Origin of the sequence: Bacteroides stercoris ATCC 43183 (assembly GCF_025147325.1) — a bacterium.
GTDB lineage: Bacteria > Bacteroidota > Bacteroidia > Bacteroidales > Bacteroidaceae > Bacteroides > Bacteroides stercoris.
In genome coordinates, this window is record NZ_CP102262.1 from 3,960,267 (window position 1) to 3,977,625 (window position 17,359).

Consider the following 17,359-nt stretch of genomic DNA (forward strand, 5'->3'; position numbering starts at 1 on the left):
CGGGCATAAAAAAAGGAGTACCGCTGTACTCCAACCTTTGTTAACCTTAAATCTAATACTATGAAAAACACATTGCAAAGATACGGACATTTGCTAAATCTGCAAATTATCCAAGAAAAAAAGTATGTTTTATAACACAGATTAAGAAAAAAGGACGGATATGCAAACGCACACCGTCCTTTTTTTAACATTTATCGTTGCGGATTATTCCTCATCCAACAGGATTTCAAGAATCTGGCAAGCAGCCTTTGCCACCGGAGTACCCGGACCAAAGATGGCAGCTACGCCGGCCTTATAAAGGAAATCATAGTCCTGTGCGGGAATCACACCGCCTGCAATCACTACAATATCCTCACGGCCCAACTTCTTGAGTTCTTCAATAATCTGCGGAACCAATGTCTTGTGTCCGGCAGCCAATGAAGAAACACCCACTACGTGAACGTCGTTTTCCACCGCTTCGCGGGCAGCTTCGGCAGGAGTCTGGAACAGCGGTCCCATATCTACGTCGAAACCGCAGTCGGCATAACCCGTTGCCACTACTTTGGCACCGCGGTCGTGACCGTCCTGACCCATTTTAGCTACCATGATACGGGGCTGACGTCCCTCTTTCTTCGCAAATTTCTCAGCCAACTCACAAGCTCTGTGGAAGTCGCTGTCGTTCTTACTTTCTGATGAATACACGCCTGAAATAGTTCTGATTACTGCTTTATAACGTCCTACAACTTTTTCGCAAGCATACGAAATCTCGCCCAATGTGGCACGGACACGTGCTGCTTCCACTGCCAGTTCCAGCAGATTGCCTTCCTTCGTCTCCACACATTTGGTGATGGCATCGAGTGCTTTCTGCACAGCAGCCTCATCACGGCCTTCCTTCAATATCTTCAGGTTCTGGATCTGTTCCTGGCGGACAGCCGTATTGTCAATCTCAAGAATATCAATAGGAGCTTCTTTCTCCAAACGATATTTGTTTACACCCACAATGGTCTGCGAACCGCTGTCGATACGTGCCTGCGTGCGTGCGGCAGCCTCTTCGATACGCATCTTGGGGATACCGGTTTCGATGGCCTTCGCCATACCGCCCAGCTTCTCGATTTCCTGAATCAGCTCCCAAGCCTTGTGCGCAAGCTCATTGGTCAGAGACTCTACATAGTAAGAACCGCCCCACGGGTCGACATTCTTGCAGATGTAAGTTTCTTCCTGGATATAAATCTGCGTATTACGTGCAATACGTGCAGAGAAATCGGTAGGCAATGCGATAGCCTCGTCCAAAGCGTTGGTGTGCAAGGATTGGGTATGTCCCAAAGCGGCAGCCATAGCCTCGATACAGGTACGGCCCACGTTGTTGAACGGGTCCTGCTCGGTCAGCGACCAGCCGGAAGTCTGGGAGTGCGTACGCAATGCGAGTGATTTCGGGTTTTTCGGGTTGAACTGTTTCACAATCTTCGCCCACAACATACGTGCGGCACGCATCTTGGCTATCTCCATGAAGTGGTTGGTGCCGATAGCCCAGAAGAATGACAGACGCGGTGCGAATGCATCGATGTCGATACCTGCGGCAACACCTGCACGAAGATATTCCAGACCGTCGGCCAGGGTGTAAGCCAACTCGATATCCGCCGTAGCGCCGGCTTCCTGCATATGGTAACCGGAGATAGAGATAGAGTTGAACTTAGGCATCTTCTGAGATGTGTATTCAAAGATATCGGAGATAATCTTCATGGAGAATGCAGGCGGATAGATATAGGTGTTACGCACCATGAATTCCTTCAGAATATCGTTCTGGATAGTACCCGCCATTTCTTCCAACTTGGCGCCTTGCTCCAGACCGGCATTGATGTAGAATGCCATGATAGGAAGCACCGCACCGTTCATGGTCATGGACACGGACATCTTGTTCAAGGGAATGCCATCGAAGAGCACCTTCATGTTTTCCAGTGAACAGATGGACACACCTGCCTTACCGACGTCGCCTACCACACGTTCGTGGTCGGGGTCGTAGCCGCGGTGAGTAGCCAGGTCGAATGCCACGGACAGACCTTTCTGTCCGGAAGCCAGGTTACGGCGATAGAAAGCATTGGACTCCTCGGCAGTAGAGAACCCAGCATACTGGCGGATAGTCCACGGACGCAAGGTGTACATTACAGAGTACGGACCGCGCAGATAAGGCGGGATACCTGCCGCATAGTCGAGGTGTTCCATACCTTCGAGGTCTTCTTTGGTGTAAACAGGCTTCACTTCAATGTGTTCCGGAGTCTTCCAGTCGGCTTTGATGCCGTTAGCCTTTTGCCACTCAGCACCATTGGCGGGCTGGAAAGCGGCATATATATCTAAGTTTTTAAAATCTTTTCTCATCTTACTTCAAAAGTTTAGCGTTGAATTCCTTTAATGTTTCCAGAACGTTGACACGAACATGGATAAAGTTCTCGATACCTGCCGCTTTCAGCTCGTCCATGCAAGCGGGAGCGCCGGCTACGATGAACATGGCGCGGCCGTTCAAGGCCTTGAAAGCGGGAATTGCATATTCCGCATATTCATCATCGCTCGAACAGAGAACCACAATATCGGCTTTAGCCGCCATTGCAGCTTCCACACCTTCCTCTACGGTCGGGAAACCGAGGTTGTCAACAACTTCATATCCGGCACAGGCCAGGAAGTTACAAGAGTATTGGGCACGTGCCTGACGCATAGCCAGGTTGCCGATAGTCAGCATAAATGCTTTGGGACGCTTGCCGGACGCTTCCGTTTCCAGACGCAACGCTTCAAATTCGCTGGCTGCACGGTCGAAGTTCAGTGACGGAACATCCTTTTCGCAAGTGCTGTGTCCGCCGCAGCAGCAAGAAGCTTCCAACGGTTTCTTGTCGCCCGCCTTCTCGTTGAAGTTCGGGAACTGGTTAGTACCCAACAGCACTTCCTTACGCTTGGCAACGGCTGCATGGCGGGCCGTATTGCTCTCGTTCACGGCAGCCTGTATCTTGCCGGATTTTACGGATGCGTAGAAACCGCCGTCTTCTTCCACTGCAAGGAACAGCTCCCAAGCCTGCTTGGCAATAGCCACGGTCAGGTTCTCGATGTAGTAAGAACCGGCAGCCGGGTCGATAACCTTGTCGAAATGCGATTCCTCTTTCAGGAGCAGCTGCTGGTTGCGTGCCAGACGTTCGGAGAATTCATCGGGAACGGCATACGTCTTGTCGAACGGAACGACCGTCATGGAGTCAACGCCTGCAAGAGCGGCACTCATAGCCTCGGTCTGCGTACGCAACAGGTTTACGTGCGCATCGAACAAAGTGAGGTTGAAAGTGGACGTTTCCGCATGTATTCTCATCTTGGCAGCACAGCGGCATTCGTTATGTTCGCCCTTGTTTTCGCAGTCGCGCAGGCATTCCGGGTTATAGGAAGCCACGATATTGGCCCACAACATACGGGCAGCGCGGAATTTTGCTATTTCAAGGAAATAATTGGAACTGATACCGAAGTTGAACTTAATCTTCTTGGCTACCAAAGCTGCCGGCAGTCCGGCATCGGTCAGCTGGTTCATGTATTCATTACCCCAAGCCAGCGCATAGCCCAATTCCTGATAGATATATGCACCGGCATTGTTCAACGTCAGCGCATTCACATTCAGGACGCGGTATTTCGGAAGCATGGCGGTAGCTTCAATCAGAGCCTTGGCAGTAGCCACCATATCGCCCTTTTCCTTGCCTTTGGCAAGCATCTTGTTGAAATAATCGTAGTTAATGGAGCCTTGCAACTTCGTGAGGTCATAATCTTTCTTCTGGAAATAACCGACCAGAAGTTGTGCCAATTCCACCACGTGTCCCTGACAGGTGGAGAAATTCAACTCTATGCACTCCGCACAGATGTCTTTCAGCAAAGTTTCGATATACTCCGCACTCAGTTCTTTGGCTTTCACGTGGAAAGAGAGTGAATCGACACCCTTGTTCAAAATGTCCAACGCCTTGGCATTGGCTGCTTCGGGAGATTCCACCTTTATTTCCTGACGGACGAACCACTCATTATTGTTTTTCTTTGTACCTCTAAGATAAGGGAACTCACCGGGAAGAGCATCCGTGGTCTTTAAACCTTCAAGGTCTTCCATACGATAGAAAGGTTTTACCTTGAATCCCTCATTCGTCCTCCAAACGAGCTTTTTCTCAAAGTCCGCACCCTTTAAGTCTGCGGTTACTTTCTCCATCCACTGTTCCGTAGAAACCGGAGAAAAGTCCGAGAAGAGTTTTTCTTTACTGTCTGCCATAGTTTATTTAAAATTAAAATAGATGAATAGTATTCATTTTGTCATCAAGAGACTTGCAAATATAAGGAAATACTTCAAACAAAAAGGCTTTTTAGGGAAAATTGCACTTACGGATAACACTATGTCCATCCTTATTCCCGGCATCCCTCCATAGATACCTTGCTTTTGCAAAGCTGGTATTACAAAAAGAAAAGAAAACCCTTTGCCAGCTCCCCTTTATTAAGTAATTTTGCGCAAAATTTTAAAAAGCAATAAATAAGGTACTATGAATTGGTTAGAAAGTCTTCTTTGGGACCCGACATCCGTCGCACATATCGTTTGCCTGTACGCATTCGTTATATCCGTGGGGGTGCTGCTGGGCAAGATTAAAGTTTTCGGAGTATCGCTGGGAGTGACGTTTGTCCTCTTTACCGGTATTCTGATGGGACATTTCGGATTTACAGGTGAAATACACATCTTACATTTCATCCGCGAATTTGGTTTGATTTTATTTGTATTCTGCATCGGTCTGCAGGTAGGGCCGTCGTTCTTCTCCTCTTTCAAGAAAGGGGGTATGACGCTGAACATGCTTGCCGTGGGCATTGTGGCACTGAACATAGTGGTCGCACTGGGCATTTATTTCATCGATGGAAATATAGACCTGCCGATGATAGTAGGTATCCTGTACGGTGCCGTAACCAACACTCCCGGTCTGGGTGCGGCTCAGGAAGCGTTGAACCAGCTGAATTATACGGGAGACCCCATCGCATTGGGATATGCCTGCGCCTATCCGCTCGGTGTGGTCGGCATCATCGGCTCTATTATCGCCGTGCGTTATATCTGCCGCATCAACCTGAAAAAAGAAGAGGAGGAACTTAATACGCAAGAAACGGACATGAAGCACATGCCGCATATGCTGCATCTGGAAGTGCGCAATGAGGCTATCGACGGCAAAAAGCTGATTCAGGTGAAAGATTTTCTGGGACGTTCTTTCGTATGCTCGCGCATCCGTCACGAAGGTCACGTCAGCATTCCGAACCAGGATACGGAATTCCACATCGGCGACCAGTTGTTCATCGTATGTTCCGAGGAAGACGCCGAAGCGGTTACCGCCTTTATCGGAAGGGAGATTCAAGTGGACTGGGAGAAGCAGGACACTCCGATGGTCTCACGCCGTATTCTGGTGACCAAATCGGAAATCAACGGAAAGAAACTTGGAAGCATGCACTTCCGCAGTATGTACGGAGTTAACGTGACACGTATCAACCGTTCGGGTATGGACCTGTTTGCCGATCCCAACCTGGTGCTCCAGGTGGGTGACCGTGTAATGGTTGTAGGCCAGCAGGATGCGGTGGAACGTGTGGCCGGTGTACTGGGCAACCAATTGAAACGTCTGGATACGCCGAACATCGTTACCATCTTCGTCGGTATCTTCCTCGGTATCCTGTTAGGCAGCCTTCCCATCGCATTTCCGGGCATGCCGACACCGGTGAAATTAGGTCTGGCGGGCGGTCCGCTGGTGGTAGCTATCCTTATCGGACGTTTCGGACATAAGATGCATCTTGTAACGTATACCACCATGAGTGCCAACCTGATGCTGCGCGAAATAGGTATCGTACTTTTCCTTGCCAGCGTAGGCATAGAGGCAGGTGAGCATTTTGTACAGACGGTCGTGGAAGGAAGCGGTCTGGCGTATGTAGGCTACGGTTTCCTGATTACCACCATCCCGTTGCTGATAATCGGTATGATTGCCCGGTTCTATTGCAAGGTCAATTATTTCACGCTGATGGGACTGATTGCCGGCAGTAACACCGACCCACCCGCATTGGCATATTCCAACCAGGCATCGGGCAATGACGCTCCGTCGGTAGGTTACTCTACGGTTTATCCGCTGACGATGTTCCTGCGCATCCTCGCCGGACAGATGATATTGCTGGCAATGATGTAAAATCAGTTCAAGGAACTTTCAGGCTCTTATCAATAAAATCGGGAAGAATTTTACTATAATCTCCGTTAGGATGGCAGTAAAATTCTTCCCGATTTCATTTGCAATGGTCATAGCGTTTATTCGTACAGTTTCAGTTTCTTCCTTACGAACTCTTCTATATAGCCGACCGTTTCGTCAATGCCCAATACGGACGAATCGACGCAAAGATGATAGGTAGCAGCCGCTCCCCATGTCTTATAGCTGTAATAGTTGTAATATTCGGCACGCCGCTTGTCCGCTTTGTTCATCTTCTCTTCCGCCGCACTTTCCGAAATAGAGTGCAGACGGCATAAACGGGCTATACGATCCTCGCGCGAAGCAGAGATGAAGATGTTGACGCAACGCGGATTATCCCGCAAAATGTAGTCGGCGCAACGCCCTACGAACAAACAGGATTTCTCGGAAGCCAGTTTCCGTATCACATCGCTTTGCACCTTAAACAACGCATCGTTGCTCAAACAGTTGGCAGCCGGCATAGCCCCGTCACTGATAAACGGGAAACGCATCCCGAACAGACCGCCTATAATTCCCTGCGAAGCCTTTTCATCGGCTTTTTCAAAGAATTCACGGCATAATCCGCTTTCTTCGGAAGCAAGGTTAATCAATTCCTTGTCGTAGAAGTCAATACCCAGCCGGGCAGACAGCTTCTCTCCGATTTCCCGTCCGCCACTGCCTAACTGGCGACCTATATTTACTATAAATTTATTGTCCATACTTTATTTAATCTATCTGTTTTGCAGATAGCAAATATAGGTATTCTTCCATTAAATATCAAAATAATGAAAATAAATCCATTTCCTGTATATCAGGACGGTTACTGTTCACAAAGCAACTGTCTGCCTTAAAACATTCTGCCGCATTCATGATTCAGTTCAGCCGCGATGCCAACCGACGTACCGTACCGTTGACGGAAACTTCGACCTCAACCCCTTTCTCATCATAACCTTTGTTCAGGAATTTTGCTTCAAGTGCCGGGTAAGCGGCAACATCCTTCACCGGATAGATAACCGTTATGTAGCGCACGGCCTCCGCATCATCCTTATTGGTATCGAAAGCTACCGAAGTACGGGCTACGCGCTGACGGTAGGCAGTGGAACGCCAGCCCTCTTCCGCTCTTAAAGACGCGCTTTTTTCCGGAAAACATTGCAACTTCACATTACTCGGACCCTCATAAGCCGTAGTCACCATATTCTTCTCCGCATCAACGTTTACCGCACCTTCACGGAAATGATAATTCAAATTCACGGTTCCTCTGGCATTACCTGTGGCTTCGTCCACTATTACAAAATAGGCCTGGTCCACAAAAAAAACGGTACGACGATGTTTCAACCCCTTATAACCGGGATTTTCCGTTACCAGTATCTGCTCCTTACCTTCCGGCTGCCACAATCCGGTTACGGACTGCGTGGTTTCAAGGTTGCATCCGTCCAAGGTCAGGGTGTTATGTACACGTGTCTGGCGGAACCAGTTGCGCAGTTTCATCACTTCGGCACTTCCGGCATAGACGTATGCACCGGTATCGGGAAACAGATTCCTGCCGTTGAACCAGAGTTCGAAAGTACCGTTATCCGGCTGGCAATGCCACTCTCCTTTAGGTCCGGCTTTAACTACCATGACCGTTGCATCTTGCTTCCAACCGTTTCTGAAAGTAAAGAAACCGGATGTCAATGCCCCGTGGGAAAGATAAGGGAAAGGAGCGCCTTCACGCCCTTCTGTCGCATAATAACGTATCCAATCGCAGTCGGGGAACAATGCAAGCCAATCGCGGTAGTTGGCAAGTTCTGCCTGATAATCGCCCAACTTGGCATCACTGAAACAAGGATTGGTATAGTCGGGGAAACAAATGTTGGCATAGAAAGCGATCATATTCTTGACCGTATCCAGATATTCCGACGGAAACTCATTGCGGAAACCGTTACAATCTGCCATGCGCAAGGCCTTGCAGAATATGTTGATTGCCGCAAGGTGATAATGGGGATCCAGCTCGTACTGTCCGCCGTCATTGTATACTTGCTTCTTGATTTCACGATTCAGGATATTGATTCCGCTTTCTCTCCAAATGGCGGCATCTTTCAGTTCCGGAAAGAAAACACCGGCATAAACCATACGTTGGGCTTCAAACAGCAGGTGGTTACCTTCTGCAGAATAATTTTTCAGGAGATGTACGCCATGGCGGTGATAATTGACGATAAACTCGGTCAGGAACTCCGGAGTAAACGCCGATGCGGAACAAAACAAAAGGAACTGGCAGGTCTGGTCCTGCAAACGGTTGCTGACTTCCAGTTGCCGCCATGCAAAATATACATTGTCGGCATCTTCCTTTACCTCACCGGCACTGACAAGTTCGAACTCATCCTGCTTCATGTTCACCAGCGGGTTTTTCTGAACCCAATCTATATATTGATGTACCCACTCCTTTGCATATTTCTCATCTCCGGAGATACGGTATGCCTTGCCCATAGGCGTAAACCACTTATGACGATGAAGCTGCCAACGCAACTCATTGTCTTTTACCGGCCAGTACTCCCAGTTAATATCTTTGCCGTAGTTGTAGGAAGGCTGATAGCCTTTATGTACAAAGAAGGTATGCTCCAAAGCATCATCCGCCCATTTCTGTTCTTCCCTGGATATAGTGAGTTTTTTCAAGTCTATATCCGGATGTGTAATACCGGTACGGCTACGGTAATAATTCAACAGTTCCTGTGCCGCCACCTCCCACTTCTGCCGGGAGCATGCCGCTTTTACTTTCTCCAAACCCGGATAATCCAAATTTATCAGTTCAAAAGCCTCCTGTCTTAGTTGCTGTGCGTCTGCAACAACAGCAAGCATAAGCAAGAAAATGCTAAAAATGTATCTTATTGTCTTCATGATATGGTAATAATGAATTTAAATATGCTTATAATCAATCTCTTTTACCTGCATATAACGGAGCAATGCCTCCAGATAATAATAATCGGCATAGTTGAGCGGCGTATCTATTTCGGAGCCGTTCGGCAATGAGCCCGTTGAATGCATCAGTATAAAGCCCCGGTTGGTTCCCGGTTTTGCCAAATACCCGTCGGACGAAAGGCTTTTGAGCAACTTCCCGGCATACTCCATATAGGCTTGTCCGTCTTCAACAAGCGTGCTCAGTTCTATCAGGGCGGAAGCGGTAATAGCGGCAGCAGATGCGTCACGAGGCGTCTGAGGCGTGTCGGGCGCATCATAATCCCACAAGGGAACTGCATCTTCCGTCTTTACGCGCCGCATGATTAACGAGGCTATATTTTCGGCCTGCCGCAAAAATTGCACATCCTTAGACTCGCGATAACAGGATGTGTAGCCATATAATCCCCATGCTTGTCCGCGCGCCCATGACGATGCGTCACTCTTTCCCTGATGCGTGCACTTTTTTTCCACCGTTCCATCGTTATTGTAACTGACTACATGGTAGGATGAATAATCATCTCTAAAATGATTTTTCATCGTAGTCCGTGCGTGTGTCAAGGCAAGCTCCTTATATTTATCATCACCGGTCAGGCGAGTGGCATAAAACAGCAGGTCCAGGTTCATCATATTGTCTATGATAACGGGGAAATTCCACTTCCCGAAGTTCCAGGAACGGATACAGCCTATCTCCGGATTGAAACGGCCGCACAGGTTATCCGCTGTTTGTATCAATGCACTGCGGACGCTGTCGGCAGGAGATAAACGATTGGCGTTACCGTAGCTGCAATTCATCATAAAACCTATATCATGCGTACCTTTGTACTCACGCAGCGGATAAAGATAATTAGTGAACTTCACAGCGCTTTCCCTCAAGCTTTCATCGCCGGTAAGTTGATAAGCGAGCCAAAGATTGCCGGGGAAAAAACCGCTTGTCCAATCGTAAATGGAAAAGCAATAACGGCGGGAGCCCAAATTATCATGTATGGGTTTCAGCCGGGCAGAGTCTTTGCCTGTCAACTGTTTCTTATCCAGCTGACGACATAAAAAGTCCGTGTCATAGCCCGTCCAGATGGAACGGGGCAACCGGATTGAATCTCCGATTTCAGCCACGGTAAATTTCAATTGTAACGCAGCCGTTTCTATTCCCTGTTTCAGCCAGGTATAATCTTTTTCCGGTTGTTTGGGAGAGCAGCCAGAAAATACGCATAATGCGACAACAGCAATAAAACAAGATAATGATATTTTCTTCATCTTTTATAAAGGTTTCTATTTACCACAATCATCTCATAAAATTTCACCACATGGCAACCGGCAATACAACATCATATAGCTTTGAAATAGAAAAGATGTTTAACAGAGCTGATAAAAAACAGGCTTACTATTTTCAACCAGCTCCGAAACATCTTTCAACATTTCAAACAGGACATTGCATCCTGCCATTTATGGCAATAATACCTATTTATTCATAACCCGGATTATTCTGATTTTTTAAAGCGGGATTGGCCTGCAACTCGCCCAAAGGTATAGGAAACAGTTCATGTTTGCCTTTTATAAATTTGTCGCCTGCAACATATTTGCCTTTTAGCGATTTATCCATTTTGCTTTGGAATAATTTTAAAGCATCACCCAAAATACCCCAACGTAATAAGTCATATTTACGCTGACCTTCAAAAGCCAGTTCAAAACCGCGTTCCCAATAAAGAGCAGTACGGAAATTGTCTGCCTCATCACCGCTGTTAAAATAGGGAAGTTCATAGAGATTAGGCTGTGCAGTCTTGTATGCCTGCAATGAATTGGTTTCAGTAGCTCCGGCACGATGTCTTACTTCATTCAATAACCTCCAGGCTTCCGGAGTATTGCCAATCTCATTATAAGCCTCGGCTGCCATCAATACCACATCAGCATAACGCAACGGACAATAATTTACCCCTGTATTATTAGGATCTACAAAGCCTTTCGGCATCCACTCCCTACGCCATTTGCCCGGATACCAATCCGTCAGTTTCTTATTTTCAACCAACTTATGTGCTTTCTTATCGGCATCCCATTTATATTGGTAAGTACATACCATTACATCTCTACGCTCATCATTTGCCTCAAAGAAATCTTTCCAGACAGGTAACACACGGAAGAACGCGTTGGCACGCCCCATTGATTCAGCAGGAGCACCCTTGCCCGGCGCTTCTACCGCAGGACCATTATACGTAGCCCAAGTACCGGAATTATCCTTATAACCACTTCCTGTCGGATTAAAAGCTATCTCCCACAGATTTTCCATCGAATTCAAAACTCCTCCGGAATAACCCTGGAACAACTTCAAATAACCGCCCGGGTGAAAGTTATGATAACCTTTATTCTGGAAAGCAGTCCATTCGGCAATTACAGCATCAAAATAGGCCTTTCTCTTGTCGTCGGCCGGTCGGTTCAAACTACCGTCTTGCTGCAAACTATAACCTGCCCGTTGCAAGTAAACACGCATCAGCATTGCATGAGCAGCTCCCTGCGAAGGTATCTCCGGTGAAAGCGAAGCACTCCCTTTCTGAAGATTTTCTTTCGCAAAGTCCAAATCTTCAATAATATAATCATATATCTCCTCACGGCTTATACGACCATTAAAGGCACTTTCATATCCAGCGGTGTAGTCGGTCTTAAATGGAACATCTCCCCAATATTTCACTAAATCGAAAGCCAAAAATGCACGTAAAAATTTAGCCTGGGCCACCAGCTCTTTCAAAGAAGTATCTTCTTCATACCCAGCCATATTTTCAATGCCTTCAATAGCAAAATTAGCCCGGTCTATTCCCATATATTTGTACTTCCATAAATCAGCAATCCAAGTATTCGTCGGTTTCACCATATAATGTGCTATATCACGCCGTGTATTGTCTGTACCAGTACCTTGTATATAATAAGTGTCATCCGACGCCGGCATAGCCATTTCAAACTGTCCGTAATGGTTGTTTGTAGCCAAACAGTCATAAATCCCCACGACTGACATCTTTGCCTGGTCGGCTGTTTGAAAATAGGTATCCTTCTCATAATAAGAAGTTGGTTTTTCTGTCAGTTCACAAGAGGCAAATCCAGTTGCAATCAGTGCGCCAAGCGCAATTGTTTTATATTTTTTCATTGTATTTTCTTTTTGAGGTTCATTAGAAAGCTAAATTAATACCGAAAACAAATGAACGGCTTTTAGGATAAGCACCGAAGTCAACGCCCGGTGTCAAACCGTTACCCATTGTGGATACTTCCGGATCGAAACCTGAATATTTAGTCCAAGTTAATAAATTAGAACCTGTTGCATAAAGACGTAACTTACTGATACCTATCTTTTCGATTATTTTCTTCGGGAAAGTATATCCTAAAGTGATATTACTAAGTTTCAGGAAGGAACCGTCTTCTACCGCCCAAGAATGAATATAAGTATCACCAACTTCATTATCATAGATAGCGGCAACGGTCTTACCTCTATTAATCTCAGCCATTTCCTGAGGGTCGGTAATTAATTCACCTGACTTATTCACTAAAACCCAGCGATTATGAGAATCGGCCGCAGCCAAAACGTTCTTATTCTGCAAAGCTGTCTTTGTGTTAGTCAACTTAGTTGCATTAAGTACATCATTGCCAAAGCTGTAAGTCAAGAAAATGCTCAAATCAAAGTCTTTATAAGTGAATGTATTATTGATACCGCCATAAAATTTAGGATACGCATTACCAATAACAGTCTTGTCTTCCTCTGTTATTTTATTGTCTTCGCTACCGTCTACATTCTTAAATTTCCACATACCGGGTTTCACATTGGCTTTATCGCCTGCATAAGGAATGCCATCTTTCAATGTATAAGTTTGGGTGGTTGCATCATAATCAAAATCAGACACCTGATACAAGCCTTCTGTAATATAACCGTACATCTGCCCCAACGGTTGGTTTATACCGATAATATGTGTGTTTTGGCTATATCCGAAATTAGCTTCCCAAAGTTGCACTTCTTCTCCCGTCAACTGTTTTACAGAATTTTTATTGTGCGATAAGGTTACAGAAGTATTCCAAGTAAAGTTCTTGGTCATAATATTAGTTGAGTTGATAGTCAAATCAATACCTTTATTTTCTGTTTCACCGGCATTGATGACCATACTGTCATAACCTGCCGATGTTGGCAATTTTGCACTCAGCAACAGATTACTGCTGCGATTGATATAAAATTCGGGAGAAATAGTCAAACGCTGATTGAAGAAACCAAAATCAAGACCGAAATTGAATGTCTTGTTAGCTTCCCATTTAAGGTCCGGATTAGGAATCTGCTTGGGTACATAGCCTGATTGAGTAGAATCACCATTAGGATAAGTGACGGAATTCAATACTGCCAGACTCAGATAACTGTCTATACGATTATTACCAGCCATACCATAACCTAAACGAACTTTCAAATCCGAAAAAACATTCAAATTCTTAATAAATTCTTCTTCTCCCAAACGCCAGGCTGCAGAAAAAGCCGGGAAATATCCCCACTTATTATTCTTACCAAATTTAGAAGAACCGTCTGCACGGAAAGAAGCGGTAAACAAATATTTATCCTTAAAGCCATAGTTAACACGTGTAAAGAAAGAAAGGAGCTTGTCATCATAATTTTCAGCAGATGAAACAGCTGTCGGCAATCCCAGTGAAAGGTCGCCTAAACCAATATCATCGTTCGGGAAATTGGCGGCTGCCGCTTTGAAATTACGACTCCAACGGTTTACGTATTCCTGACCAACCATGGCTGTTACATCGTGTCCTTTACCCGACCAAGTATAATTCAAGACATTTGATGTTTGGAAACTGCTGTTCTCCAGATTTTGAATGCTTCCATTAATACTGGAACGCTTTGCCGTTATAGACTTATCACCGTAAAAAATATCATTACGACGTGTCTGGTAGCGCATACCTGTTGTATTGCGGAACGAAAATCCTTTAAAAAGCTTTAAAGTAAAGCCACCATTGGCTTGAAAAGTACGATACTCACGATCATTGGTTTCTTCAGCAGCAGAAAGCAGAGGATTCTGCATTACATTACCGGTATCGTCCACAAAAATCGGGTCTTCATCTCCTAACAGCAAATCATCTGTACCTCCAATTCCTATCATAGGACGATACTGCAAAATATGCTGCATCTTGTTAAAACGGTCACCACCTTCAGAAGTACCCATACCATAAACTTTCATTTGATCATAGCTGACACGGGCATTAACACTTAAACGGTCATTCAATTTATGATTCATATTGAATGATATGTTATGTTTTTTATTACCGCTATACACCATAGCACCCTCTTCATCATAGTAAGAATATGCCAAGTTGTAATTCAGCTTATCTGTTCCACCGGAAACTCCTACACGGTAGTTTTGAGTCAACGCAGTACGCCCCAACGTTTCATCCTGCCAATCTATCCCTTTACGATTGGAATAGTTAGTTCCGATATCACTATATTTTCCGTACAATGTTTCAAAAGCCGTAATATCCTTATCCCAATCTTCTTGAGTAGTAGCATCGTACACACGGCGTTCATAATCCAACATTGCAAACTCTGCCGTAGAAAGAACATCCAATTTCTTGGCTATTTTTTTGAAACCGACATAGCTGTCAAAAGTTACCGTAGCCTTGCTTTCTTTACCACCACTTTTTGTAGTAATAACTACAACGCCGTTAGCACCACGAGCTCCATAAATAGCCGTAGCAGACGCATCCTTCAAAATATCGATAGTCTCAATTTCAGCAGGGTCGAGCGTAGACATACCATCTTCGCTGGGAAAACCATCGATAATATAAAGAGGCTCATTGCTCTGTGTAATAGAAATACCTCCACGGACACGAATCGAAATAGAAGCTCCCGGCGCACCTTCACTCTGCATTACCTGTACACCGGCCATACGTCCTGCCAATGCCTGGGTAATATCACTTGTCGGCACTTTGGAAAGTTCCTTACTGTTCACCGATGCCACAGACCCAGTCAAGTCCTTACGCTTAACCGTGGCATAACCGATTGCTACTACTTCATCCAGTAACACGGCATCAGCCTTCAACGTTACATTGATTACATTCTTACCATTGACCTTTACTTCTTGGGAAGTCATACCCACGTACGAAAAGACGAGTACATCTTTGGATGCGTCATTTACTTTTAAGGAGTAGTTACCGTTTACATCCGTAACGGTTCCAACGCCGGCGGCGCCTTTAATGGTAACACTACCACCGATTACTTCATAACCCTCACTATCAATGACCTTACCGGTAACGGTCAGACTTTGCGCATATGCGGATATGCTCACAAAGGCGAGGATAAACATTAAAAACAGTTCTTTTAATTTGTACATAATAAATAAATCTAAGGTTCTACTTTAGAAATAATTTTTCGAGGGCAAACTTACTGCAAATGCTAAAAAAAGTGTAAAAGTATTGTTTTCATTCGTTACACTTTTACACTTTCCAAATATCAATTTTGTATAATACAGAGTAATTTTGTACAATATATAGCCCTACAGCTATGTACAAAGGGGGTTATCCTTTTGGGATAGAGATTTGTAAATCTGTTAATAAAATCAAATACCCATCAATACAAAACTCATTTCAAGAAATCACTTCTCATTGGAGCAAAGCAGTCTATAAGTACCCCCGGTTCCAGACAGACACATCCGTGTAAAATATCAGGTTCGATGTAAATACCGTCACCTGCCTTTACCGTTTTCTTCTCATTCCCCACCGTAAACTCAAACTTTCCACTTGCCACATAAGTGGTTTGGGTATGGTAGTGAGTATGAGGAGTACCTATCGCTCCTTTTTCAAATTTCACTTTTACCAGCATTACCTGTCCGTCATACCCCATAATCTGCCGGGTCACGCCTTCTCCTGCGGGTTCCCACGCCTTTTCTCCACTAATAAAAGTAGTGCTACGCGTTTTTTTAACGGGATTGTCCCCATTTCCGCCTTCAGCCGTTTGCATTGCGCAGACAGCCGGCATCATCATAAGTGAAATACCCATTAAACACATGTACTTTTTCCAGCTTTTCGTTTTCATAACCAATGTTTTAATTAAATAATTTATTCTGTTTCGGATAATGTTTCAAATCTGTAGACCGTGGTTTGCCGGTAAGTCTCTCCCGGCAGCAACACGGTAGTCGGAAAATGCGGATTATGAGGCGAATCCGGAAAATGTTGCATTTCGAGACAAAATCCGTAATACCGCCCATATGACTGCTTGCCATGCCCTTTCAGATAGTCCAGATTAGCTGCCGGAGTATAGAACTGTATACCCGGTTCGGTGGTATACGCCTTCAGTACCCGACCGGATTCCGGCTCTACAATTTTAGCTGCAAGCGCCAAAGTTCCCGGCTGCTTATTGAGTTTATAATTGGTATCATATCCTTTTTTAAGTTCTCCAATGCGCCCGCCAAGCGGCTGCAAGGTTCTGAAGTCGTATTCCGTACCCGCCACCGCCATAAGTTCTCCGGTAGGAATACCTGCGGCATCAACCGGTGTAATCGAATCCCCGTCAATCATACAATAATGGTTCAGTACAGACTCCTTACACCCCGTTAAATTGAAATAACTGTGATTTGTCAGATTAACCACAGTCGGCTTGTCGGTCGATGCCCTGTAATCCAGAATCACTTCATTGTTATGCGTCAATTTATAAGCCAACGATATATTCAGATTTCCCGGAAATCCCCCTTCCGCATCAGGGCTCAGATAACTAAAGCGAATCACTGCCGTATCCTTCACCACATAGGACGTATCCGTATTAAAAACCCGGGTATGAAATCCCTTGACGCCACCATGAATGGAATGCCCTTTATTGTTTTTATCCAGATAATAGACCCGGTCATTCAAAACAAGTTCCGCATTCCTTATTCTATTTGCATAACGCCCTACCGTAGCACCAAGCTTGGGTTGTCTGCCCAGATAATATCGCAAGCTGTCAAGTCCTAAAACTACCGGAGCAAAAACGCCCTCTTTATCAGGAGCGGAAACAAATGTTAAAGAAGCCCCATAATTGGTAACCTTAACCGTCATTCCATTCCTGTTAGTCATTCTGAACAGTTCAACTGTCTTGCCTTCATACCGCAAACTGTCTTCCCTCGCTATCGTAAAGCCGGGTGTGCCCGTACGGCTGCATGATACCAGCAATGAATGAACAAGTATCAGAAGAAAGGGAGAAAAAAAATACATCTTCATAATAATAT

The 17,359-nt window shown here is 45.4% G+C and carries 11 protein-coding genes; 2 read left to right on the plus strand and 9 right to left on the minus strand.

Annotation, left to right across the window (positions count from 1 at the left end):
- Positions 1 to 204 precede the first annotated feature (204 nt).
- Both scpA and mutA read right to left on the minus strand, forming a co-directional pair.
- Positions 205 to 2,352, minus strand: a complete 2,148-nt coding sequence (scpA, locus tag NQ565_RS16800; RefSeq protein WP_005657274.1) for a methylmalonyl-CoA mutase — start codon at positions 2,350 to 2,352, stop codon at positions 205 to 207.
- Between the two features lies 1 nt (position 2,353).
- Positions 2,354 to 4,252 (minus strand): methylmalonyl-CoA mutase small subunit, encoded by a 1,899-nt coding sequence (mutA, locus tag NQ565_RS16805; protein ID WP_005657276.1) that lies wholly within the window; start codon positions 4,250 to 4,252, stop codon positions 2,354 to 2,356.
- Between the two features lie 265 nt (positions 4,253 to 4,517).
- Between mutA and NQ565_RS16810 the strand changes: the two genes are divergently transcribed.
- Positions 4,518 to 6,179, plus strand: a complete 1,662-nt coding sequence (locus NQ565_RS16810; protein ID WP_005657279.1) for a putative transporter — start codon at positions 4,518 to 4,520, stop codon at positions 6,177 to 6,179.
- A gap of 116 nt (positions 6,180 to 6,295) precedes the next feature.
- Here NQ565_RS16810 and NQ565_RS16815 read toward each other — a convergent pair whose 3' ends face one another.
- From NQ565_RS16815 to NQ565_RS16825, 3 genes are all read right to left on the minus strand, one after another.
- Positions 6,296 to 6,931, minus strand: coding sequence for a cytidylate kinase-like family protein (locus NQ565_RS16815; protein WP_005657281.1), 636 nt, complete (start codon positions 6,929 to 6,931; stop codon positions 6,296 to 6,298).
- 154 nt (positions 6,932 to 7,085) lie between these two features.
- Positions 7,086 to 9,086 (minus strand): heparin-sulfate lyase HepC, encoded by a 2,001-nt coding sequence (gene hepC / locus NQ565_RS16820; protein ID WP_005657283.1) that lies wholly within the window; start codon positions 9,084 to 9,086, stop codon positions 7,086 to 7,088.
- Positions 9,087 to 9,104: 18 nt separating this feature from the next.
- The gene (locus tag NQ565_RS16825; protein WP_005657284.1) at positions 9,105 to 10,397 is read right to left on the minus strand and encodes a DUF4995 domain-containing protein; all 1,293 of its coding nucleotides are present in this window, start codon (positions 10,395 to 10,397) and stop codon (positions 9,105 to 9,107) included.
- A gap of 50 nt (positions 10,398 to 10,447) precedes the next feature.
- Here NQ565_RS16825 and NQ565_RS16830 point away from each other — a divergent pair, with 50 nt between their 5' ends.
- On the plus strand, positions 10,448 to 10,615 hold the full coding sequence (locus tag NQ565_RS16830) for a hypothetical protein (RefSeq protein ID WP_005657286.1): 168 nt from the start codon (positions 10,448 to 10,450) through the stop codon (positions 10,613 to 10,615).
- On the opposite strand, the gene NQ565_RS16835 is transcribed toward NQ565_RS16830, so the two are convergent.
- The 4 genes from NQ565_RS16835 to NQ565_RS16850 form a co-directional block, all read right to left on the minus strand.
- On the minus strand, positions 10,606 to 12,273 hold the full coding sequence (locus NQ565_RS16835; RefSeq protein WP_005657288.1) for a RagB/SusD family nutrient uptake outer membrane protein: 1,668 nt from the start codon (positions 12,271 to 12,273) through the stop codon (positions 10,606 to 10,608). The two genes, NQ565_RS16830 and NQ565_RS16835, sit on opposite strands and share 10 nt — an antisense overlap.
- Before the next feature lie 22 nt (positions 12,274 to 12,295).
- On the minus strand, positions 12,296 to 15,493 hold the full coding sequence (locus NQ565_RS16840) for a SusC/RagA family TonB-linked outer membrane protein (RefSeq protein ID WP_005657290.1): 3,198 nt from the start codon (positions 15,491 to 15,493) through the stop codon (positions 12,296 to 12,298).
- 248 nt (positions 15,494 to 15,741) lie between these two features.
- Complete coding sequence (locus NQ565_RS16845) at positions 15,742 to 16,194, minus strand: cupin domain-containing protein (protein WP_005657291.1); 453 nt, start codon at positions 16,192 to 16,194, stop codon at positions 15,742 to 15,744.
- A gap of 23 nt (positions 16,195 to 16,217) precedes the next feature.
- Complete coding sequence (locus NQ565_RS16850; protein WP_040316248.1) at positions 16,218 to 17,345, minus strand: aldose epimerase family protein; 1,128 nt, start codon at positions 17,343 to 17,345, stop codon at positions 16,218 to 16,220.
- Positions 17,346 to 17,359: the final 14 nt, after the last annotated feature.

Bases quoted from the DNA above. Each gene is read 5' to 3' on its own strand.
- scpA (WP_005657274.1), bottom strand. From the start codon at position 2,352: ATGAGAAAAGATTTTAAAAACTTAGATATATATGCCGCTTTCCAGCCC.
- mutA (WP_005657276.1), bottom strand. From the start codon at position 4,252: ATGGCAGACAGTAAAGAAAAACTCTTCTCGGACTTTTCTCCGGTTTCT.
- NQ565_RS16810 (WP_005657279.1), top strand. From the start codon at position 4,518: ATGAATTGGTTAGAAAGTCTTCTTTGGGACCCGACATCCGTCGCACAT.
- NQ565_RS16815 (WP_005657281.1), bottom strand. From the start codon at position 6,931: ATGGACAATAAATTTATAGTAAATATAGGTCGCCAGTTAGGCAGTGGC.
- hepC (WP_005657283.1), bottom strand. From the start codon at position 9,086: ATGAAGACAATAAGATACATTTTTAGCATTTTCTTGCTTATGCTTGCT.
- NQ565_RS16825 (WP_005657284.1), bottom strand. From the start codon at position 10,397: ATGAAGAAAATATCATTATCTTGTTTTATTGCTGTTGTCGCATTATGC.
- NQ565_RS16830 (WP_005657286.1), top strand. From the start codon at position 10,448: ATGGCAACCGGCAATACAACATCATATAGCTTTGAAATAGAAAAGATG.
- NQ565_RS16835 (WP_005657288.1), bottom strand. From the start codon at position 12,273: ATGAAAAAATATAAAACAATTGCGCTTGGCGCACTGATTGCAACTGGA.
- NQ565_RS16840 (WP_005657290.1), bottom strand. From the start codon at position 15,493: ATGTACAAATTAAAAGAACTGTTTTTAATGTTTATCCTCGCCTTTGTG.
- NQ565_RS16845 (WP_005657291.1), bottom strand. From the start codon at position 16,194: ATGAAAACGAAAAGCTGGAAAAAGTACATGTGTTTAATGGGTATTTCA.
- NQ565_RS16850 (WP_040316248.1), bottom strand. From the start codon at position 17,345: ATGTATTTTTTTTCTCCCTTTCTTCTGATACTTGTTCATTCATTGCTG.